8 protein-coding genes are annotated in these 23,648 nt (G+C 46.8%); 2 read left to right on the top strand and 6 right to left on the bottom strand.

Annotated features, from left to right (window positions below; genetic code table 11):
* The first annotated feature begins 19 nt into the window (after positions 1-19).
* A complete protein-coding gene (locus ACMVP2_RS10050) occupies positions 20-1,699 on the top strand; it encodes a CRTAC1 family protein (RefSeq protein ID WP_416867601.1) in 1,680 nt (559 codons plus the stop codon).
* Positions 1,700-1,879: 180 nt separating this feature from the next.
* On the opposite strand, the gene ACMVP2_RS10045 is transcribed toward ACMVP2_RS10050, so the two are convergent.
* From ACMVP2_RS10045 to ACMVP2_RS10035, 3 genes are all read right to left on the bottom strand, one after another.
* The gene (locus ACMVP2_RS10045) at positions 1,880-6,388 is read right to left on the bottom strand and encodes a T9SS type A sorting domain-containing protein (RefSeq protein WP_416867600.1); all 4,509 of its coding nucleotides are present in this window, start codon (positions 6,386-6,388) and stop codon (positions 1,880-1,882) included.
* The gene (locus tag ACMVP2_RS10040) at positions 6,348-14,498 is read right to left on the bottom strand and encodes a T9SS type A sorting domain-containing protein (RefSeq protein WP_416867599.1); all 8,151 of its coding nucleotides are present in this window, start codon (positions 14,496-14,498) and stop codon (positions 6,348-6,350) included. Before ACMVP2_RS10040 ends, ACMVP2_RS10045 begins: the two co-directional genes overlap by 41 nt.
* Before the next feature lie 771 nt (positions 14,499-15,269).
* Positions 15,270-15,548, bottom strand: coding sequence for a T9SS type A sorting domain-containing protein (locus ACMVP2_RS10035; protein ID WP_416867598.1), 279 nt, complete (start codon positions 15,546-15,548; stop codon positions 15,270-15,272).
* A gap of 191 nt (positions 15,549-15,739) precedes the next feature.
* Here ACMVP2_RS10035 and ACMVP2_RS10030 point away from each other — a divergent pair, with 191 nt between their 5' ends.
* The gene (locus tag ACMVP2_RS10030; protein ID WP_416867597.1) at positions 15,740-17,356 is read left to right on the top strand and encodes an aminopeptidase P N-terminal domain-containing protein; all 1,617 of its coding nucleotides are present in this window, start codon (positions 15,740-15,742) and stop codon (positions 17,354-17,356) included.
* Between the two features lie 73 nt (positions 17,357-17,429).
* Here ACMVP2_RS10030 and ACMVP2_RS10025 read toward each other — a convergent pair whose 3' ends face one another.
* The 3 genes from ACMVP2_RS10025 to ACMVP2_RS10015 form a co-directional block, all read right to left on the bottom strand.
* The gene (locus ACMVP2_RS10025) at positions 17,430-18,581 is read right to left on the bottom strand and encodes an efflux RND transporter periplasmic adaptor subunit (protein WP_416867596.1); all 1,152 of its coding nucleotides are present in this window, start codon (positions 18,579-18,581) and stop codon (positions 17,430-17,432) included.
* A gap of 252 nt (positions 18,582-18,833) precedes the next feature.
* Positions 18,834-23,186: a CusA/CzcA family heavy metal efflux RND transporter gene (locus ACMVP2_RS10020; protein ID WP_416867595.1), complete on the bottom strand. Its 4,353-nt coding sequence runs from the start codon at positions 23,184-23,186 to the stop codon at positions 18,834-18,836.
* 60 nt (positions 23,187-23,246) lie between these two features.
* Positions 23,247-23,630 (bottom strand): hypothetical protein, encoded by a 384-nt coding sequence (locus ACMVP2_RS10015; protein WP_339785586.1) that lies wholly within the window; start codon positions 23,628-23,630, stop codon positions 23,247-23,249.
* Between the last annotated feature and the right edge of the window lie 18 nt (positions 23,631-23,648).

Raw genomic sequence — 23,648 nt, 5'->3', positions numbered from 1 at the left:
TTAGCTCGTGCGCACTATTATGAATAAACTGAAGGTCATCTGGTTGGTTTGCCTTGCCCTTGCAACTTGCACAGCTCAAGCTCAGTTGAGCTTCAAGGATGTAACCGAAGAGGCCGGCATTGGCTATCACCAGTTTGTGGTTTATGAGGGGATGTTTGGCGGAGGTATTTGTGTGTTTGATTTCAATAATGACGGATGGGACGATTTTTTTCTCACCAGCGGAATGGAGACTGATCGCCTTTACCTGAACAACGGAGACGGCACTTTCAAAGATATTTATGCCTCATCCGGCCTGGTTGTTACGGGTGCTTACGTGACCCAGGGAGCCGCAAGCGCCGACGTCAACAGAGACGGCTGGACGGATTTGCTCGTTACGACCATTACTTTAAAAGACAGCTCTCAACAAATTCCCCGGGCGGAGAACCTTTTGTTTATTAACAATGGCAATTCAACTTTTCGGGATGCCACTGAGGAATACGGGCTAAAGAACCTGCAGTCATTTAGCACCGGGGCCAGCTTTGGAGACTTCAATCTCGATGGTTATCCTGACATTTATATCGGCAACTACTTTCTGGCCTATGAGGGAAAATTGAGTGCCATCAACGATGCCACCATCGTTAATGCCAGCTCAACAGCCGAGGGGTATCTGATGGTCAACCATCAAGGCGAATACTTCACCAATGAATATGAGGATTATGGATTGAAATTCCGTGGTTTCGGTTTTGGTGGAGTGTTTACCGACTACGACAACGATCATGATCCGGATATATTTGTCAGCCACGACTTTGGGTACAAAGCCACCCCCAATGTGCTGTTGAATAACCGCTACCCCGACGACAGGTTTGTTGATGTGGCAAAAGAGGCTGGCATGGATCTTCAGATTAATTCGATGGGCATCGCCGTGGGAGACTACGACAACAACGGGCTCCTCGACTACTATGTCACCAATATTCGCTTCAACAGATTCATGGTGAATCAAGGGGCTGGCAAGCCATTTATAGATAAAGCCCGGGACTTGGGGATGGGCTTTGTGAGCATCAGCTGGGGGGCCAACTTTGCCGATTTTGATCATGACATGGATGTTGATTTGTTCGTGACCAACGGCGATCTCAATCCCAACGACGTGCCCATGGCCAACTTCTTTTTTGAGAATGACAAAGGGGCGTTCACCGACAAGGCCCATTTACTCGGCCTCAACGATTACGGCGTGGGCAGGGGGTCGGTGGTGTTCGACATGGACAACGATGGCGACCTCGATATTTTATATGTAAGCCAAAAGCCAGTGCTTGATTTCCCGGTGGAGTCCCGCACAAGGCTGTTTCGAAACGATAGCAAGGGAGGCAACTGGCTCAAGGTTGCTTTGAAAGGAACAGACTCCGAATTAAATGGGCTGGGCTCCAGAGTGGAGGTAGTAGCAGGCGGTGTAAAGATGATGCGGGAAATAGATGGAGGTTCCAGCCATTTGTCACAAAACTCGCTGCAAGCCCACTTCGGATTGGGAGCCTCGACAGTGGCTGACTCGGTCATCGTTACCTGGCTGGGGGGTAAGAGGCAGGTGTTGGTCAACCAAGCGGCCAACCAATTGCTCACAGTGACCGAGGAAGAAAGCAAAGGTCTTGGCTGGCCAGTAATGGTTGGGCTGGGTTTTGTCACAGCGGCACTGGCGGCTTTTATTATGGGGAAAATAGGTCGAAAGTAGCTCCGCCAGAAAAGATAGCTATCTTTCGCCCTAAACATAGTTAACTTTCTTCCTAAACATAGCCATGTTTGGGGTGAATTATAGCTATAAATGAAGTTGATCATAGCTATGATTTTGAAACGATGGGCTGAGAGCAATAAAACACTCTTTTCCAGGCCGGTATGCCGGGCTGTGTAGCACCTAGTTTTTAAGGATGCGCCAGGTGCTGGATAATTCGCCATGTGTAAGAGTGAGCAGGTAGGTTCCGGCTGACATACTATCAAGCGGAACTTCAACTTTCCCGTTCTGACTTATCAAGCGCCCCTCTTTGACTTGCTGACCTGTCGTAATCGTCAGTACATAGGACACCTGAGCAATACTTTCAGGCAGCTCTATCGCAATAAAGCTTTCCGTTGGGTTGGGATACACTTTGATTAGCGCCGCCAGTCCATTCTTCAACCCCGTCACCTCTTCCACCACCAACGTCCTCACAACCTCCCCTGCTGCCAGGTAGTTTTCATCGCCTTCCTGGGTGGCTGTTATGGAAGTTGTACCACTTCCGGTGATGGTCAAAGTTGGCCCTTCAATAGTGGCAATTGTCACATCTTCAGATTGGAAGGTGACAGGCAAGCCTGATGAAGCCTCGGCTACCAGCTCAATAGGTGCATCGTCGGATTGCAATGTTGGTAGCTCATCAAAAGTGATGGTTTGTGACGCTTTGGCAATAGTTAATGTTTGGTCAGCAGAAGCGGCGTTATAGTTGTCATTCCCGGCTTGAGACGCTGTGATGGTTACTGCTCCGGCTTTTACTATCGACGCCGAATTCCCTTCAACGCTAACCACAGCAGGGTCTGACGATGAGAAAGCAACCGGCAAACCAATAGAGGAAGAAGCTGAAAGTTCGAAAGCAGGGTCGCCAAACGTTTTGGCGGCCAGTGGTTCAAAAGTAATGGTTTGACCGGCCTTGTTGACCGCAAGCGACTGTTCCACGGAAGCGGCAGCCAGGTAGTTTTCATATCCTGATTGGGAAGCGGTGATGGTGGCTGAACCTGGTTTGAGTAGGGTAACGGTTGTTCCATCCACTTTAGCCACAGTGGCGTCATTTGAGGCGTAGGCCACCGAAAGGCCTGAAGTACTTGAAGCGGAAAGCACAAAAGGTTCGTCACCAAATGTCTTTGCCGGGAGCGTTGCAAACGTAATGGTTTGGGCTGCTTTGTTAATGGTCAAACTTTGTGTGGCAGTGGCGCTGGAATAGTTATCGTTGCCAGCCTGCGAGGCGGTGATGGTGACAGCACCCGCTTTTAAGATGGAGACTGTGACCCCCTCAACAGAAGCTACAGATGCATCACTTGAGGAAAAGGTTACATCGAGCGCAGAGCTTGCTGTGGCATGTAATTCAAAGGGAGCATCACCATAGGTTTTTTCGGGGAGGGCATCGAAGGTGATGGTTTGTTCAACTCCATTGATCGTTAGCGACTGTTGCTTTGAGGCGGCCAAGTAGAGGTCATTTTCCAGTACTGAGGCATTGATCGTAACGGATCCTGCTTTGTGTATTGTTACCGTCTTTCCTTCGATGCTGGCTATTTCGGGGTTTGAAGAAGAAAACGAGATTTCCTGGTCTGTGTCTACCAAAGCAGTGAGATCGAAGGGCTCATCCAGGATGGATTTTGTCGGCAGCTCGGCGAAGGAAATTGTTGGATCAGCTTTTGTGCCAGTGCCAGTCAATGAAATTTCAATCAATGGATTCTCCTCGTCATTGGTCAAAATGAGCAATGTTGCTGAACGTGGGCCGATGCCTTTCGGGGTAAATGTTATTCCTATCTCCCCAGACTTGTTTGGATTGATTTTATTGGAAATGCCTGATAAATCCAGTTCAAAATCTTCATGATTAGGTCCGGCAAGGTCAAAGGTAACCGAGCCAGTAAATTTGAGTGGGATGTAACCGTTATTGTTTATCGTCACGACTTCCCTTTCAGTTGACATTGCAAAAGACTCATTTCCAAAGGCTACTTCAAAACTGGCGGTTTGGTTAGTGCCAGCATATTCAATCGCTGCTGACGCAAATAAGATTGGAAGTTCCCAGGGGGTGGTCGTGCCGTCTTTAACCCCATTAAAATAGAGCTTCGTACCGATGACAATTAAGTCGCTAACGCCCGCAATATTTCTTTCGTCATCAGGAAAGACATAAATAAGATCAAACGAACCGGTCGTGCCATCAGTTCGATACAAATAAGCCCCCCCAAGTACTAAGTAAGCCAGGTCATCGATTACAAAAGAATCGTTCAAACTATAGTAGCCTGTTTCTATTCGTTCTGAGTTTCCGTGTGCATCGAACACATCGTAATAATTTGCAAGGCCATCACTGCTGACAAAGAGCACCTTGTTTCCGAAGCCGACAAATGGGCTTATACCATTATTATAATAGGTGCCTGACTGGGCTACTTCTTCCAGGAGATTCAGGTCAGCTGTGGTTTTATACAGCGTACAAATGTTGTTTTCAAAGGTGACCGCTATGAAAAGTATTTCGCCAATATTGTGATACTGAACTAATTTCACGCCAGTATCAAATTCGGCTAATTGTTGCGTGCCAGATGGTGTTCCATCGGAGTACCATAAAGCGTGTTTGCTGCCTGAATTTTTTGCCAGGAAGACAAATTTGGAAGCAAAAATATTAAAACTACGTGGAAGGGAGCCTTCGGAACCTGGGTTGATATCCTTCACTAGTTCGGCACCTTCAGTGGTAAGATCACTTGACCAGAGTTCAAACCCAGTTGTTTGATCATTCGCAGCGAAAAAGATCTTTGCGCCAAATTCGAAGGCCACAAATCCTTCGTTTCCTCCGACTTCACCGTAGTCGAAAGCATCAGTCATTCCCGGAGCAATGTCGGTTACCTCATAAGTTCCGCCAGTTGTTCCGTCTGATACCCACATTTCACGGCTGTTGGTGCCCTGAGGGTCGGACGTAAATAGAATTTTGTCGCCAATTACCTGCAGGTTACTCCCCGAATAGACCTCCTTAATAAGCACAATCTCATCATTGGCTATTTTTACTAACCCGGTGAACTCAACACTGCCATTATTCCATTCTGAGGTCAATGTAAATGCTTCGTTATTGTAGGTAACCAAATGGTCGAAATGGGAAAATGTTGGATTTCCACTGGGATTGCTCAAAGGTTCAAGTCGATCGTTGCCATTTTTCCTAAATATGTTCGGTGAAGCTTGATATTTGTTGTCTTCTAGAAGAACAAACTGGTTGTCTGTTTTGGCGATTGATCCGAGCTCAAGATCTTTTAGCCTTTCATTAAAGTCTCCCAGCATCGTTGTACCTTCTGTAGTTCCGTCACTTACCCATAGCTCCTGGCCGTGTAGCCCATCGGTTGCTACAAAATATAAATGAGTCGCATCAACGCCAACAAACTGCCTGCTTGATAAGATGGGACTTGGATCGATATCTTTGACAATATCTGTCCCTGCATCCGATCCATCTGTCTTCCATAGTTCGTACCCAGCTGCGGTACTCTCTCCAAAAAAAAGCAAGTTTCCGTCAATTTCATCGACCATATTGAACCCATTTTGTAGACCTGGAATTTCCTTGACCAACGTGACATCGATTCCATCTGTTTTCCAGAGCTTTCCATCTGTATTAAAAAAAACATTTCCTGAGTACGGGCGAGACACTCTGTAAATCGCTTTTCCTATCGGACCGACTGTGGCAATCAATTCCAATGTGTTAGTTGACGTATTCAACTTATAAACCTCAGGGTAATTGAGATAGCCAAATAGGATGAGTTCACCCGCAATATTTCTGGCTCGGATGTTATTAAAGTTTTCGGAAATAGAAGGTAATGTTCCCTCATCGGTTCCGTCTGTTTCCCAGAGATGGTATCGGAAATTGCTGGTAGAGTAGAACAAAAAGTATAGTTTGCCGTCAAGCACAACCAAATCACGTTCGTCGTCAAAAGCAATGAAACCAGCTTCTGAGCTTAGGTCACTTATCAAAATAGTATTGTTGGAGGTGCCATCAGTTTCCCAGATTTGGTTGCCATTGATAAATAGCAGCAACTTTTCTCCAAATTCAACATACTCTACATTCGTCAACCCGTCAGACCCGTCGACAATATCTTTCAATAATATTGTACCGTCTGATGTACCGTCTGTAATCCACAGTTCCTGGCCATGAACACCGTCATTGGCAAGAAAAAGTAGCTTATCGCCAAACTGCTTGGGTTTCAAGGCTGCGGAACTGCCGTAATTGGTTTCGTTGATATCTTTAAGTAGTTGGATGGACCCGTCAGCTGGATCGAAAAAACCTGGCTCAAGACCGACCGCATAATCTCCCTCCACGAAGAAGTTAATATTAAAAACTAAAAGCTTGTCTTGAAACACTACAATGTCGTATACGTTGCCTGTAATTGCGGCATGTGTTTGGCTGGCACTCAGCACAACGGTACCTTCGGATGTGCCATCCGTTTCAAGTAGTCTACTCCCAAAGTATCCTGATTGAATAAAATAGGACTTATCATTTAGTTCAGTGAAGTTTCCCTGCCAATAAAACGTATCACCGGTAGGGTGATTCTCCAACATAAGCTGCACAGGCAGAGGCTGCCCTAATACCCTTTGGCCGAATACCATGAGTATCCCGAAAAAAGCAGCTATTAAAATAAAAAGCTTAATTCCCTTTAATAATTCTATAGGTGATTTTAGTGCCATCGTTTGAAATAGTTAGTAGGTAAATGCCGTCTTTTAAATTGCTGGTGCGAATTGCTGTTGACCCAGCCTTGTCTAAGTAACCGTTGGAAATTACTTCTCCACTAATCGAGGTGAGAGCAAATTCACCCTTCAAATCAGCGTTGTGTTTGATAAAAAGCAACTCTTGCACCGGGTTTGGGAACACCTCAAGTAGCCCAGCCAGGCCATTCTTCAACCCCGTCACCTCTTCCACCACCAGGGCTCTGGTGATCTCCGCCGCCGCCAGGTAGTTTTCATCGCCTCCCTGGGTGGCGGTTATGGAGGTTGTACCACTTCCAGTTATGGTCAAAGTTGCCCCATCAATAGCGGCAATTGTCTCATCTTCAGATTGAAAGGCTACAGGCAAGCCCGAAGAAGCCTCGGCCACCAACTCAATTGGGTCATCGTCTGATCTCAATGTTGGCAGCTCATCAAAAGTGATGGTTTGTGACGCTTTGGCAATAGTTAATGTTTGCTCAGCAGAAGCGGCGTTATAATTATCATTCCCGGCTTGAGAGGCTGTGATGGTTACTGCCCCGGCTTTTACTATCGATGCAGAATTGCCTTCAACGCTAACCACAGCAGGGTCGGACGATGAGAAAACAACGGGCAAACCAATAGAGGAAGTAGCTGAAAACTCGAAAACAGGGTCGCCAAACGTTTTGGCGGCCAGTGGTTCGAAAGTAATGGTTTGGCCAGCCTTGTTCACCACAAGCGACTGCTCCGCAGAAGCGGCGGCCAGGTAGTTTTCATTTCCTGATTGGGAAGCGGTGATGGTGGCTGAACCTGGTTTGAGCAGGGCAACGGTTGTTCCCTCCACTTTAGCCACAGTGGCGTCATTTGAGGCGTAGGCTACCGTAAGGCCTGAAGTAGTTGAAGCCGAAAGCTCGAAAGAAGCATCACCAAATGTCTTTGCCGGGAGCGTTGCAAACGCAATGGCTTGGGCTGCTTTGTTGATGGTCAACGTTTGTGTGGCAGTGGCGCTGGAATAGTTATCGTTGCCAGCCTGCGAGGCAGTTATGGTGACAGCACCCGCTTTTAAGATGGTGACTGTGGTGCCCTCAACAGAAGCTACAGCTGCATCACTTGAGGAAAAGGTTACATCGAGCCCAGAGCTTGTCGTGGCGGATAATTCAAAGGGAGCATCACCATAGGTTTTTTCGGGGAGTGGGTTGAAAGTGATGGTTTGAGTGGCTTGGTTGATGACTAGGGTTTGCTGAACTGGCGTTGCGGCCTCGTAATTGATATTCCCAGGTTGGCTGGCCGTGATGGTAGTTTCTCCTATCCCGGTTATGGTAACAGTATTGCCGCTGATGGTCGCCACTGCCTGGTTAGAACTTGTGTAGGCTACGGCAAGGCCTGATGAGGCCGTTGCGGTAAGGGTGAAAGCCTCCTCCCCCAATGTTTTCGAAGGGAGTGGGTTGAAAGTAATGGATTGGAGTACCGACACACTCACTACCCAATCCTTTGTTGTAACGCCATCCTCGGCCACTACATGATAGTTAACCGGGAGACTGAAGTTATTGGTTGTACTCCCACTTACTTGAACAGTGTTGTTCACATAGGCAGTGGCTCCTTCCCCAAGGGTAAAATTGGCGACAAGACTCGACAGTTCAGTTCCCTCCTCTACAAGGATATCAATGGTGCCTAAGGTTTCATTGAGTGCAAGTTCACTTTGCCTTTGCAAAGAGAAGGTTAACAAGCCTTCAGTATTGCACAGGATGCCATTTCCGTAGATATTTCTTCCTTCTTTCCAGTCAAGCCACTGCAGTGTTTGGGGCTCACAAAGATCGGTGCCCTCATAACTGAAAGAGTTAGAGTTAATTGCCAGGTTATCTAAATTGGTTAGAGACATGGGTAGTGGCCCTGAAATTGAGTTGAAACCTACATTCAGATAGCCCAGGTTGCTTAGATTTCCAAACTCAGAAGGGAAGCTGCCGAAGAGACTATTGTCATTTAGCCACAAAGTCGTCAAATTAGTAAGATTGCCGATTTCTGGCGGAATAGTTCCTGATAATTGATTTCCTTCAAAATCCAGCGACTGCAAGGAACTTAGATTACCAATTTCTTTTGGGATGTTACCCGATAGCTGATTAGAATAAAGAGAAAGCTCCTGCAAATCGCTTATGTTTCCAATCTCCCGGGGAATGCTTCCGGAAAGTTGATTGGAAGAGAGATACAAAGATCGTAAATCACTCAGGCTGCCAATTTCTTTTGGTATTTCCCCGGCCAATTGATTACTGTTGACCCACAAGGCCGTTAAGGAGCTTAGCTGTCCTATTTCTACTGGGATAGCTCCCGACAATTGATTGAAGGAAAGATTTAAGATCAGCAGATCGCTTAGGTCTCCGATCTCCTTTGGAATTTCGCCGGATAATTGATTACTGTAAAGCCAAAGCCCTATTAATGAGGCTAGGTTACCAATTTCAACAGGAATGGAGCCCGATAGTTGATTTGAACTAAGTTGGAGGTGAACTAAGTTGTTTAGTTCCCCGATTTCAGTTGGGATATCGCCCGATAATTGATTTCTGGAAAGATAGAGGATTTGAAGCTTGTCTAAGCCGCTGATTTCTGTAGGAATGTTGCCCGTCAGACTATTATTTTGAAGATCAAGAGTATGCATAGCAGTTAAGCTCCCAATTAGCGCAGGAATATCACCAGAAAGTCCGTTGTCCGGTAAGGCTATTTCCCTCACCCTTTCCAAACCTGCAGTTACTCCGAACCAATCCTTTACGTCAACCCCTTCTTCCAGCCACCCGCTATTGTTTGTCCAATTCGGACCATCAGTACTATTGTACAACGCTACCAGCGCATTGTAATCCTGTTCAAAAATACCTGCTACGATAGACTGGTTGCTGATTGTTACCAACCAGTCCACACTTTGCTGCCCATCCTCTGAAGTGATAATGTAGGTTAGTGGTTGATTGAAATCATTGATCGTAACACTGCTTGTTTGGGGTATTCCGCCTATGCTAACAGATGCTCCGGGAAAAACTTCAAACTCTGCAATAAGGCTGCCAATATCCACACCTGGAAGATTGAGAGTGATGGTGGAATTGGTTTTGCTGATGTTGGCATCTACCCCTGCCAGACGAAAGAAGTAGAGCTCAGTAGAATTGCATGTAACTCCACTTCCTGTAATATTTCTGCTTGCTTTCCAATCTAACCAAGCCTGGTCTTGAGGGTCACACAAGTCTGTGCTACTATAGTTAAAGTTTGCTAGTTGCACTAAGTTGACAAATGACAGCGGTATAGTCCCTATAAGAGGGTTATTGGAAATACTTATAGTATTTAAATTTGGCAGTGTCGATAACTCCACCGGAAGACCTCCGGTAAGCTGATTAACGTAAAGCAGAAGTTGGGTTAGGCTGCTAAGGTTGCCAATTTCTGATGGAATGGACCCGGACAAAAAATTAAACGACAGATTTAGGATTTGTAAAGCACCTAAGTTGCCTATTTCAACTGGGATGTCTCCTGACAACTCATTGACCTCAAAATTCAGGTCCTGTAATTCATTTAGATTTCCGATTTCCTTGGGTATAGATCCAGAAATGCGATTATAGTGAAGCCATAAGCTCTGCAAATGTATCAGAGCCCCGATTTCTGTTGGAATAGGGCCCGAAAATTGATTGTTATTGAGTAATAAGCTAAATAATCTGCTAAGGTTTCCAATTTCGGCTGGAATAGCACCCGAAAGTTGATTGCGCTGGAGCAACAATACCCTTAGACTTGTAAGTCTGCCGATTTCCAATGGAAGACTCCCGGTAAGTTGATTATTATTTAACATTAACTGACTCAAACCGGTTAGGTCCCCAACAGCAGCGGGAACCTCCCCAGATAGATTATTACCATAAAGTGAAATTGATCGAACACGATTGTCACCGGCGGAAATCCCGTACCAATACTTAGCATCAACTCCATCTTCAAACCACCCTGTATTATTTGTCCAATTGGGGCCATTTGTTGCGTTATACAAAGCCACCAAAGCATCGTAATCCTGCTGAAAAATCCCAGCTACGATAGCTTGGTTGGTAACAGTCACAGTCCAATCCACACTTTCCTCACCACTTTGGGACGTAATAGTATATGTTAGTGATTCGCTGAAGTCGTTGGAAGTGGTGCCACTGATTTGAGTCGCTTCATTGACAGTGACCGAAGCTCCGTCTGCCACTTGAAAAGCTGCTGCAAGTGCACTGAGGTCCGCTCCCGGGAGGTTGAGAGTAATTGTAAAATCGGTAGCGTAAATCGTGGCTTCCAGCCCGTCAATGCTGAAAGAGTAAAGATCAACTGGAGAGCAGGTCATTCCGTTCCCGGTGATGTTTCGTCCGGCCTTCCAGTCCAGCCACTCCTGATCTTGAGGCTCGCAGAGCGAAGTGCCAGTAAAACTAAACGAGTTATATTCAGCAACTCCTAGATTGTCCAGATTGGTAAGAGAGAGAGGGATCGAGCCGTAAAGGGCATTGTTGCTGAGGTTTAGCGTTTGCAGGTTCGGCAGGTTTCCAAATTGGGCAGGTATGTTGCCAGTAAATTTGTTCCCATCAAGCAGTAATTCGGTCAAGTTGGTCAGTTCACCAATTTCTGTCGGGATTGCACCAGACAATTGATTCCCGGTAAGCCATAAATTTTGCAAATCTATTAGATTTCCAATGTCCGAAGGAATGGGGCCTGTTAACTGATTGCCACTAATTGTGAGAAGCTGCAAAGAAGTGAGGTTACCTATTTCGGTTGGAATAGTCCCAGACAGCTTGTTGAAGGCGAGGCTAAGACTGATCAAAGAACTCAAATCGCCTATTTCTACTGAAATTTCACCTGTCAATTGATTGCCCGATAGCGTGAGGGACTGCAATTTGCTTAAGCTGCTTATTCCAGTAGGGATAACACCTGATAGCTGATTACCATTAATGTAAAGATTGATAATGCCAGTCAGGTTCCAAAGCTCTACCGGGATGGTTCCGGTCAAATGATTATTGCTGAAGTCCAGGGTCTGAATGCCGGTGAGGTTCCCGATTTCCTCAGGGATAAACCCAGTCAGGTTGTTATTGGCAGCATATATGTAAGTTACCCTGTTTTCATTCACGGTAATGCCCCACCAGTCTCTTACATCCACTCCCTCCTGGAGCCATCCCGTATTGTTTGTCCAGTTGGGGCCGTTGGTAGCATTATAGAAAGCAACAAGCGCATTGTAGTCTTGCTCAAAAACACCCGCCACAATAGATTGACTGGTAATAGTCACCGTCCAGTCCACACTTTGTTGGCCATCTTCTGCGGTAATGGTGTAGGTGAGAGGCTGGATGAAGTCATTAACAGTAGCGCCACTTACTTGAGGCACTCCATCTATACTAACCGAAGCACCTGCCGCCGCCACGAATTCGACTGTGGTCGCACTGATATCCACCCCAGGGAGGTTGAGGGAGATGGTCAAGTTGTCAAGGTCAATATTGGCATCTATCCCTTCGACACGAAAGACATAAAGGTCGGTGGGGGAGCAAACAAGGTTATTTCCGGTGATGTTTCTCCCAACTTTCCAGTCCAGCCACTCCTGGTCTTGAGGCTCGCAAAGGTATGTGCCGCTGTAATTAATAGAACCAAAGATTCCACCCAATTCGACCAAATTAGTCAGTGATTGTGGGAGGAGTCCGGTAAGCGGATTGCTGTAGACATTTAAGATGCGCAAATTTTGCAGATCCCCTAATTCCATAGGCAAGCTCCCTGAAAAGCTATTGTTGCCAAGTTGCAATTCGGTTATGCTGGTGAGATTCCCGATTTCAACCGGAATAGCGCCGGTCAATTGGTTATTGGAAAGGCTAAGGACCTGTAAATTATTTAGATCCCATATTTCAGCAGGAATAGGGCCTTCCAAATGATTATTTTCGATAAGCATGGTATGTAGATCACTCATATTGCCGATTTCCGCAGGGATGACGCCAGACAACTGATTGCCCATAAGCATTAGAGATTGTAGTGCACTTAAATTTCCTATTTCTGGCGGTATAGGTCCGGACAATTGACAGTAGGATATTTGCAACGTTTCCAATGCCCTCAGGTTTCCAATTTCCGATGGCAGCCCCCCCGAGAATTGATTGAAAGATAAATTCAGGTATTCTAAATCACTGAGATTCCCGATTTCAGATGGAATTATACCGGACAATTGGTTGCTAGAAAGATATAATGCATAGAGACTAGTGAGTCCTCCAATCTCCTTTGGGACAGCACCAGACAACTGGTTTGAAGATAAGTTTAGTGTTCGAAGAATTCTTAAGTTTTTGATTTCAGGTGGGATGACGCCAGACAGTTGATTGTAAAAGAGATCTAGTATTTGTAATTCTCCTAGGCTCCATATTTCTTCGGGAATCGGTCCAGTCAATTGATTGCCAGATAGATTAAGGTACCCCAAAGCATTTAGGTTGCTGATTTCTTCGGGAATTGCACCAGTTAAGTTATTGTTAGACAGTGAAAGGCTTGTTACCCTACTTTCAGTAACATAGATCCCAAACCAATCCTTTGCATCAACCCCTTCCTCCAGCCACCCAGTTTTATTCGTCCAATTGGCACCATCGGTGGCATTGTAAAAAGCTACCAGCGCATTATAGTCCTGCTCAAAAACACCGGCCACAATGGATTGGTTGGTAATGGTCACTACCCAGTCCACGCTTTGCTGCCCATCTTCTGAAGTGATGGTGTAGATAAGAGGCTGGGTGAAGTCATTGGTGGTGGTACCACTAATCTGTGGGACTCCCCCTATGCTGACCGAAGCCCCTGCCGCCACCACGAATTCCACTGCGGTCGCACTGATACCTATCCCGGGGAGGTTGAGAGAAATAGTAGAGTTCGCTTGATCAATAATTGCATCCTCTTCCTCAACCCTAAAGACGTAAAGGTCGGTCGGCGTGCACTCGAGGTTATTTTCTATGATGTTTCTTCCTGTTTTCCAATCCAACCACTCCTGATTTTGAGGCTCGCATAAGTAGGTGGAGTTAAATCTAAATGAGTTATACCCAGTCGCCAGGTTATCTAAATTAGTGAGAGATTGAGGCAAAGGGCCAGTAAGTGGATTAGAGCCAACCCATAATTCGCCCAGACTTTCCAGGTTCCCTAGTTGAGACGGAAGACTACCTGTGAATTTGTTGGTGTGAAGCAGTAACCTGTTTAAGTTTGTTAGGTTCGCTAGTTCGGCTGGAATAGTGCCTGAAAATTGGTTGGCGGATATATCTAACGCCTGCAATAAGTCCAGGTTTGCGATTTCAGGTGGAATTGTTCCCGAAAATTGATTGTAAGAGAGATATAGGTATTGCAACCCACTAAAGGTCCATATTTCTTCTGGAATAAGGCCCGAAAGTTGATTTCCACTTAGGTTCAGCGACACCAGATTAACAAGGGTTTCTATTTCTTGAGGAATAGCGCCAGTCAAACTATTACTTTGGAGGTTTAGATTGGACAATATGCTCAAATTGCCTATTTCACCCGGAATCGAGCCTGACATCTGATTGTATTGCAGCCACAAAGTTTGCAGATTCGTAAGGTTCCCGATTTCAATTGGTAGGTTCCCAGAGAACTGATTGTTGTTAAGAAGTAATGAAGTTATAGCAACTAGGTTCCCAATCTCATTAGGAAGGGAACCCGATAATTGATTACTAGCGAGGTGCAGGTTTTGTAACGCACTGAGGCTGCCAATTTCGGTTGGGATGCTTCCGGATAAATCATTGTTATCGAGAAATAAAGATTGTAATTCGCTCAGGTTACCGATTGCACTTGGGATAGCTCCAGATAAGTTATTACCAGCTAATAAAACTGCTGTAACCCGGCTATCGTTGACATAAACCCCAAACCAATCCTTCGCATCAACCCCCTCTTCCTGCCACCCGGTATTATTTGTCCAATTGGCTCCGTCGGTAGCATTGTACAATGCCACCAAAGCATTGTGGTCTTGCTCAACAATGCCTGCTACTAAAGATTCGTCAGCAGCAACCGTTCGGTGCTCTTCCCTGACCGGGATGATTTTGGAGATATGGCGCTTAGAAAGTGCCTTGCTGAAATAATTTTCATCCCCCCCAGCGTGGCATGGTTGCAAAACCAAAAAGTATGCAAGCCACATTGCAATACCACTCAACAATTGCGTCCTCGGGTTTTGATGATTACTGTTGCTTTTCCAAATTAAGGTGCCTTTTAAACCTTTAAATTGACTCATTTGGATTTCGGTCGGTCTCCTGGCCATATTTCTTCTATAATTTAGCTCAATTTGCCGTGTCTCTATTTAGACCGATTAGCTCTTCTTGATAACAGTAAGCATAGTGTGATCCGCACTATCAATGAAGGTAAATTCCGCTCTTCGGCTGCCCCGGCATGGAGTAGGTCAACGGCTTTACCCTGCTGGACAAAACATGGAAATGGTTGAAAAATAAGTGTTTCCCTCCACCTCGTTAGGGTGGGTCCTGGGAGCGTTTCAACTTTGCTCACCAATATCATTAACACCTATTTCGAATAAAGCTTACACTTTTTTGCCATCGCCAGGGTGAATTGCCGAAGGAATTCTCATCAACTCAAATAGCTCAGCGCAAAAATGAATCAATAACTAAACGCCAAAATTAGCCATCATGCCTTAATTAGTGCAAAAATAAGAGGTGTTAGCTCAGAATACTCATTTCATTAGCTACGCATGATAAATATTTGTTTTCACCTCAACAAGAAATGGTTTGGAAATAATACTCTTCTTTAGTCACACAACTAGTTAATGATGGGCCGGAATTGAAAGGGGAACTGATGCATTGGTTGGGATGATTGATAGATATTCGAATGAAGAGGTTTTCCGGATAAAAATAGGCCAGTTCCCTAGCCCTTTTTTATTCAATCATGTTGTTGTGTGGTTTTAGTTTTTAATTACTCTGAAGACTTCAGCGTAGCGCTCGCTGCTGATGTTGAGCAGGTATACGCCGGGGCCAATGTCTTCGACGATGATCTTCGTTTTGGCCGGGTTCAGTTGCAAGTCGCCATATTTCACTACTTGGCCACTTATTTGCGTAAGGCGATAGCTAGCCTTGGTGATATTGTCAGGCAGCTCAACCTCAATATAGCTCTGCGCTGGATTCGGGTACACCTGTACTTTATCAGCTAAGTCGTCACCAACACCTGTTACAGCTGGCGTCACTACCAGCGTATGGCTTACATCCTCTGCGGCCAGGTAATTGGAATTTCCCGCTTGTCTGGCAGTAATTTCTACTTCGCCGGCTGCTAAAAGAATAGCAATAATTCCCCGGCCATTTCCTACTCTTCCTCAAATATTCATTTCACCGCATCAATCGGCTGCTTACTTTGTGATTTCTCATATAATTTGACTCCATGAAAAAACTTTCGATGTACCTGTTTTTCTTTCTGGCCATTTTCTCAGTCCAGCTGCTGGCCCAATACCCCACCGACTACCTCGGCAAGGATTTTCACAAAGAACGCCGGCAGGCGCTGCGTGAAAAGATGCCACCGAATTCAGTGGCCGTTATGTTTGCCAATCCCGTTCGAAATCGGGCCAATGATGTGGAGTATGTTTACCATCAGGATCCTGATTTTTATTATTTAACTGGCTACCAGGAACCACACTCACTAGTACTTATATTCAAAGAAAAACAAAAAGATAGTCGGGGAAATATATTCTCAGAAGTGCTATTTACACAGCAAAGGCAGGCCCGAAAGGAGATGTACAACGGCGCCAGATTAGGTGTGGAGGGAGCTAAGAAGGAGCTTGGCTTTGAGGCGGCCTACGACGCCACCGAGTTCAAAAATTTCAACATGGACTTCTCCGTGTTTGATAAGATCATGTTCCTCAATTTGCCCTCCGATGTGAGGGATGCACCTGGCGACGAAGCCGATCTCTACAGCCTCCTGCTACAGTTCAAAAACAAGGTTGACTATCCCGTAGATTTCAATGCCGACAAGTACAAAATGTATGACTATGTCAAGTCGGAGGAGTTCCTGAAGAACCCACAAGCGGCTCAGATTTTGAGACAGTTGGTGAACAGTTTCCCTGATTTTGCCTCCAATGAGGAAATCAAGGCTGTTTTGGAGGCGAAGTCTCCCGAACAACGGAAGCTGATGATTGAAAAGTTGCCCGAGCCGGAAACGAAGTTGGACGGCTCCTCTCTGGAGAAATACCTGACGGATCTTAGGGAGGTAAAGTCAGCTGAAGAGATAGCACTTCTCCGCATGGCTGTCGACGTAAGTTGCGTGGCGCAGGCAGAAGTGTACAAAGCTATGCGGCCCGGCATGTCGGAATCGGAGGTGCAGGGCATTCACGAGTTCGTTTTCAAGAAATATGGCGCCGAAGACCTGGGTTATCCGTCGATTGTCGGGGCCGGCAACAATGGCTGCACACTTCACTATATTAGCAACAACAAGATGGACATCAAGAGCGATTTGGTGCTGATGGATCTTGGGGCGCAGTACCGGGGCTACACAGCCGACATTACCCGCACGATTCCGGCCAGTGGTAAATTTACCAAAGAGCAGAGGGCTATCTACGAATTGGTTTTGAAGGCCCAGGAAGCCGCTTTTGCAAGGTCGAAACCGGGTAATAGGATATCAGACAACACCCTTGTCTGCAGGCAAGTGGTCAACCAGGGACTTGTGGAGCTGGGCATTATTGAGTCGGTTGATGCACCACACAATTACTTTCCTCACGGGGTGTCGCATCACATTGGCCTGGATGTGCACGACAGAGGAAACTACCAGGAGTTCAAGGAGAATATGGTGCTGACTGTCGAGCCTGGCATCTACATTCCGGAGGGTAGTCCCTGCGACAAAAAATGGTGGGGGATTGCAGTGCGAATTGAAGACGATATTTTGATCACGAAAGACGGGTACGAGCTGCTCAGCACCCGTGCGCCACGCACTCCCGACGAGATAGAAAAGCTAATGGCGGAGGAGAGTATTTTCTCTAATTATAAACTTCCTGATTTAAAGAAATAAAATCTAAAATATTTTTTCTCTGAGCCATGAAATAATATGTATTGACTCAGAGAAAAATATTGAAAGTGACTGTTTACTCACCCATCATCCACTGTGAAAGCAGGTAGCCTGCTCCCTTGGTCACTACCTTGTCAAAGCCACTTGGGGTTTTACCTTTTGGAAGTAAAATCCACCCATCCATTTCCGCCGCTTCGGTAACGTCGATAGCCATAAATGCAGTGCCATCACCTGAGGCTTTTTCCAGGAACACGTACCTGTTGTTGTCAGCAAATACAGCTGCAATGGCGGGCACTGCATAGCCGGTGGCCTCACCAGTTATAATTTTCCCTTCCACATACATGCCCATGATGAAAGGGATATTCTCCTCTTCGAAATGGCCATGCACTTTTACCGCCCTGGTGTTGTCGTCGAAGGCCTTGTCGATCAGGTAGATGTCAGCTTCCAGCACCTTGCCAGGCATCGACGGAAGCATGATTTCCATTTTTTGTCCCTCTTTTACATTCATTGCCTCCGATTCATAAACGCTGAGCTCGGCATGTATGTGGGTGAGGTCCACTATTTCCATAAGGGATTGCCCGGGCGTTATGTAGCTCCCGATTTTTGCGGATACTTCCGTCAGGTAGCCATCCATCGGCGCCCGGATGGTGAAGGACCTGGCAATAGTCCCTTTGTCAAGCGTGGCCATGTTTAGATGCAGAAAGCCGAGCTTCTGTTGCAATGCTTCAACTGAGGAGGCCGTTTGCTCATACACCGCCTGGGCGAGTTGCAGATTCTTCTTTGAGGTAATAGAGTCAGCCGCCAGGTTGCTTTGTCTTTCAAACTCGGACTTTAGCACCGCCAGTTGGCTCCTGTGCTCAAGATACTGCTGTTGCAGGTCAACGAATGCTGGCCCCTCCATAACGGCCAGCACTTCTCCTTTCTTTACCTTTTCACCGATGTGTTTGTCGGCTGATTTTACATAGCTACCCAAAAACGTGGTAACAGAAGCCATGTGTTGCGTTGGAACATCCAGCAAGCCATTTGCGGACACAGAGGTTGTGATCGTTCGCTGCTCTATTGTTTTGGACTGGAGACCGATTTTTGCAATCTGCTGAGCCGACAGTGTCAGGCCATCAGCAGTTTTTTGGGCTTGCTGACTCTCAGCAAGCGGCTCTGCCTGGTTGGTGCAGCCCTGGAGAGCAGCCAGAAGTGCAAGACCTAAAATATATATTTGATAAGTTTTCATGTGTATATAATTTGTTTTTCAGCGGCCACATGGAATAGCTTTTACCACTGGAGATTGAATATTTAGCTTTTCGATCCACTTATTCATTTCCGTTGGGTATGGCTCTCCTTATGGCTATTTCATCTGTATAAAATTTAATTTTTAGCGGCCAGATGGAATAGCCTTTACCATTACGGAATAGATCTTAGTCTGTTGACAGATTATCCATTCCGTTGGGTGGGGTATTCCTTATGGCTATTTCATGTGTCTGGATTAATCAATTAAAAAGAATGCAATGTTGACCTCCGCCAGCTTAAGCTGATGCAGTTGGTCGATATAGCTTAGCCTGATTTGTCTGGCAGTTTCGAAATTCAACAACAATTGGTATAAGTCTATTTCTCCTGCGGTGTATGACCTGTTGGCCACTGATATGAGCTCTTCGGCCATTTTCAGCCCCTCAGTTTGGTAATAGGCAACCATTTCCTCAAACTTCAGCCTGTTAGCTTGCAAGCCCGCCCATTCGGCCTCTCTTCGCCGCTCGTAGTTGTCTAGCTGCTCACCTGCGGCTTCCGCATACAGCTTACTGGCCTGCACTCGCCTCACTTGTGACAGCCCCAGCAATGGAATGCCAATCCCAAACTGGTAGCCATCAAAATTGGCAGCGTTTTCCCCCTGCCCAAAGCCTTTGAAATACTGGGCCTGAAAGGTAGGCGCCAACCTTGATTCTTCTACTTTTTTGAGTGAAAGGCTGCTGGCTTCTTTTTTTACCAACTCCTGATATTTTGGATCGTCCTGGGAAGCCTCAATAGAGGTGTTTTTTGCCAAAACATCGGTGTGGCTAAGAGCCCTGGAGGGGAGCACGATAGAATCTTCACTTTGCAGGATGCCTCTGAGCCGTTCCCGGTAATGTGCCACTTCCAATTGCGATTGTGCCAGCGCTGCATGCACTTCGCTGGCTTTCGACTTAGACTGTATAAGCTCAAGTTTGGTGGCGTCACCCACCTCTGCCCGCCGTATCACCACCTGGTTCATGGCAGCGTACAAGCTATCCAGCACCTCCCAATGCTCCAGCTTCTCCTTCGACTGGGCCATACCAAGATAGAGAATAGCAACATCTTTGCTGAGCTGCCGTTTGGCGATATCAACCTGGGAGGCAGCAATGTCAGTTTGGTTAACCAGGGCCTTTTTGGAGGCCGTATAGAGACCAGGCCAGGCGATTTGCTGCTGCACGCCGAGCACCCTCAACGGAAATCCGTTTGGCGCTATATTGTTTTGGTCGTAGCCGTAGTAGATATGGGTGGGGCCAGGATCAAAAGCAGTCTTCTCCAGCTTTTTCACACCTTGTAAGGTTGTTTGGGCGGCGTTGATCCCCTTGTTGTTTTCCAGCGCCATCTCAATGGCTTTGTCCAGCGTCAACGTAGATGGAGCATTTTGAGCGTTGATCGCAAGGCTACTGCTCACCAACAGCAACAGCATCGTGGCTTTTTTAACCGGCCACTTAAAAAAGCCAGTTTCCAATAGCGTATAAAGTACCGGAAGCACCACCAGCGTAAGAAAGGTAGCTGATACAAGTCCGCCGATCACTACCGTAGCCAGCGGCCGCTGCACCTCTGCTCCGGCCGAACCGGAGAACGCCATGGGAAAGAAGCCAAGAGCCGCCGCAGAGGCGGTGAGTAAAACAGGTCGCAGCCTCATTTTCGTGCCCGTCATCACTCGCTCCCGGATATCATCGACTCCTTTGTGTTTCAGTTCATTGAAAAACTCAATGAGCACGATACCATTCAATACAGCGATGCCAAACAAGGCAATAAACCCAACCCCGGCGGAGATACTGAATGGCATGTCCCGAACGGCCAGGGCAATGACGCCCCCAATGGCTGCCAGTGGAATGGCTGAAAAGACAAGCAAAGCTTCGCTGACCGCCCCAAAGGTAAAATAGAGCATAATGAATATAAGGAGCAGGGCCACCGGAACAGCCACCATCAGCCTTTCCTTGGCATTTTGCAAGTTCTCAAACTGACCACCGTAGGTAATATGATACCCGGCAGGTAGGTCCACACCCTGGCTAATGATGAGCTGCATTTCTTCCACTAGTGATTCCATGTCTCTGTTTCTCACATTGATGCTGACGACAATCCTTCTGCGGGTATCATCCCTGGAAATCTGCGCTGGCCCTGCTTCGTAGGTGATGCTGGCCACTTCCCGCAAAGGAACCTGCCCACCACCAGGAAGGGCTACAAACAGATTACTCAAATCCTGCATGTCTTTTCTGTTCTTCACGCCCGTTCTCACCACCAGGTCGAAGCGCTTCTCGCCTTCGAAAACAACCCCGGCGGCCTCCCCGGCAAAGGCCATCCTGATCACCCTGTTCACGTCTTTTACCATGAGTCCATAAGAGGCCAGCTTGTTTCGGTCGTACCGCACCGACATTTGCGGCAGTCCGGCAATTTGCTCCACGCTTACGTCAGCAGCACCTTCCACATTTTGAACCAGGGTCTTTATTCTGTTTCCCAGGTTGAAGAGTGTGTCCAGGTTCTCGCCAAAGATTTTAATGGCCACATCAGCCCTTACACCTGTAATCAGCTCATTGAACCGCATTTCGATGGGCTGAGTGAATTCAAAACCGATACCCGGCAGCACCAGCATGGCAGCCTTCATTTTGTCTGCAAGCTCATCTTTCGATGCTGCGGAAACCCACTCTGACTTGGGCTTCAATCGGATAATTACATCCGTCATTTCCATCGACATAGGGTCTGTAGGGACTTCGGCGGCACCTATTCTGGTAATCACCTGGCTGACTTCCGGGAAGTTCTGCAGCAGGATTCTTTCGAGCTTAGTGCTGATGTCGACAGTTTCGGACAAAGAGGTGCCCGGCTTAAGGATGGGCTGCACCACGTAGTCGCCTTCATCCAGTGTCGGGATGAATTCGCCACCCAGCCTCATGAACAAAACGATGCTGACAATCAGCATGGCTGCGGCTATCCCGATAACCAAAGCCTTGAAGCGCAAAGCGAATGATATTGTTGGCGTGTACACACGCTGCACGGCGTTGATGATGCTATTGGAGACGCCTCCTTCTTTGACTTTCGCCTTTTTCGGCTTCAGAAAGAAGGCCGACATGGCAGGCACATAGGTCAAACAAAGGATCATGGCACCTATGAGAGCAAAGCTGAACGACAATGCCATAGGTTTGAACATTTTTCCTTCAATGCCTGACAGCGAAAGAATAGGGATGAAAACGATGAGAATAATAATTTGCCCGAAAATGGCGGACCTCATCATCGTTGAAGCACTGTTAGCAGTGATTTCATTTGTTTCGGCAGTTTTTTCTGCGTTGTCGAGCGCAACGAGGCTGGTTGAGCGGGAGGTTATTTGAAGCACAGTATATTCCACAATAATCACTGCGCCGTCGATAATAATACCGAAGTCGATGGCACCAAGGCTCATGAGGTTGGCCGATACCCCGAAGTAGTTCATCAGCGTAATGCCGAACAAAAGGCTCAGCGGAATAACGGACGCTACGATCATTCCGGAGCGGAAGTTACCCAGCAAAAGGACGAGCACAAAAATGACAATCAGCGCACCGAGAATAAGGTTTTCAGCAACGGTTGCAGTCGTTTTGTCAATGAGCTCAGTTCGCTCAAGAAATGGGTTAATATAAACGCCCTCCGGAAGCAAATCCTGGACTTCGTGCACCCTGTCTTTTACGGCGCTGATCACCTGGCTGCTGTTGGCACCCTTGAGCATCATCACCTGGCCCATGACCTTTTCTCCCTGGCCGTTGGCGGTAATGGCACCAAAGCGAACGGCGGTACCAAACCTGACTTCCCCTACCTGCCTGATCAGGATGGGAATGCCATCCCGGTTGCCAATCACCACATTGCCAAGCTCCTCCAGCGACTTGATCTGACCCTCACCCCTGATGAAGTAGCTCTGGGAGGCTTTTTCTATATAGGCACCTCCAGTCACGTCATTGCTGGCTTCGAGCGCATCAAACACTTCTGTGATCGTAACGCCTGTAGCATTCAACAACGTTGGATCCACGGCGACTTCGTATTGCTTGAGAAAGCCACCCCAGGTATTTACTTCCACCACGCCCGGTATCCCCGACAAATAGCGTTTGACGATCCAGTCCTGAATTGTGCGAAGTTCTGTGGTGGAATATTTGCCTTCATAACCCGGTTTCACATCCAGGATATACTGGTAAATTTCGCCAAGGCCGGTAGTAATAGGGCCCATTTCCGGCGTGCCGAACCCCGCCGGGATGGACTCCTGGGCTTTCTTGATTTTTTCCGCAATAAGCTGACGAGGTAAGTAGGTGCCAAGGTCTTCGTCGAACACAATGGTAACGACAGAAAGCCCAAACTTGGAAATCGAGCGGATTTCCAGCACACCCGGAAGATTGGCCATTTCCAGCTCTACCGGGTAGGTAATGAATTGTTCCACGTCCTGGGTGGCGAGGTTTCTCGAAACCGTAATTACCTGCACCTGATTGTTTGTGATGTCAGGCACGGCCCCGAGGGGAATTTGACTTAGCGAAAACAGGCCAACGCCTATAATGGCTAATGAAAACAGCACAACGATCAGCTTATTGCGTATGCTGAATCGAATGATTGAATCGACCATTTATAAATAGATTTAAAGCGCCCTGTAAGGGCATGAGAAATCAGATAACCAATAAGATTATCAGGCGCTTTGGGGAGGCTGGAACCAGTTCGAGGCGTACTGAAACTGGTAATTGATAGAAAAAGGCTTAAAGTGTTTTACCGCATATTCCTGCACCGAAGCTTGTAAATCGGGTGCCTGAGGTATAGTAAAGAAAAAAGATGCCACCACACCATTATGTAAAGGCAGCTCTGTTTCGTGTGAAGGCTCGTTGTGGTCAGAACTGAGGCTGAAATGGAGCACGAGGAATTCAGGAAAAGTAAGATCCTTATCAAACACCTTCTTGTGGTGCTCAAAGTGCGCAATCATAGAGGGCACCTTCTCCAATTCTTTGAAATTGGAACGGGGCAGGATGCTTCCGATGATGAAGTACCCGACAAAAGCCAATGAAAGCAGACTTTTCACAATGCAAATGTATAATTT

The sequence above is a fragment of the Imperialibacter sp. genome (genome assembly GCF_048007035.1).
In the GTDB taxonomy this organism is placed as follows: Bacteria; Bacteroidota; Bacteroidia; order Cytophagales; family Cyclobacteriaceae; genus Imperialibacter.
The sequence above is the reverse complement of the archived record's forward strand: the minus strand, read 5'-3'. Positions and strand labels throughout refer to the sequence as shown.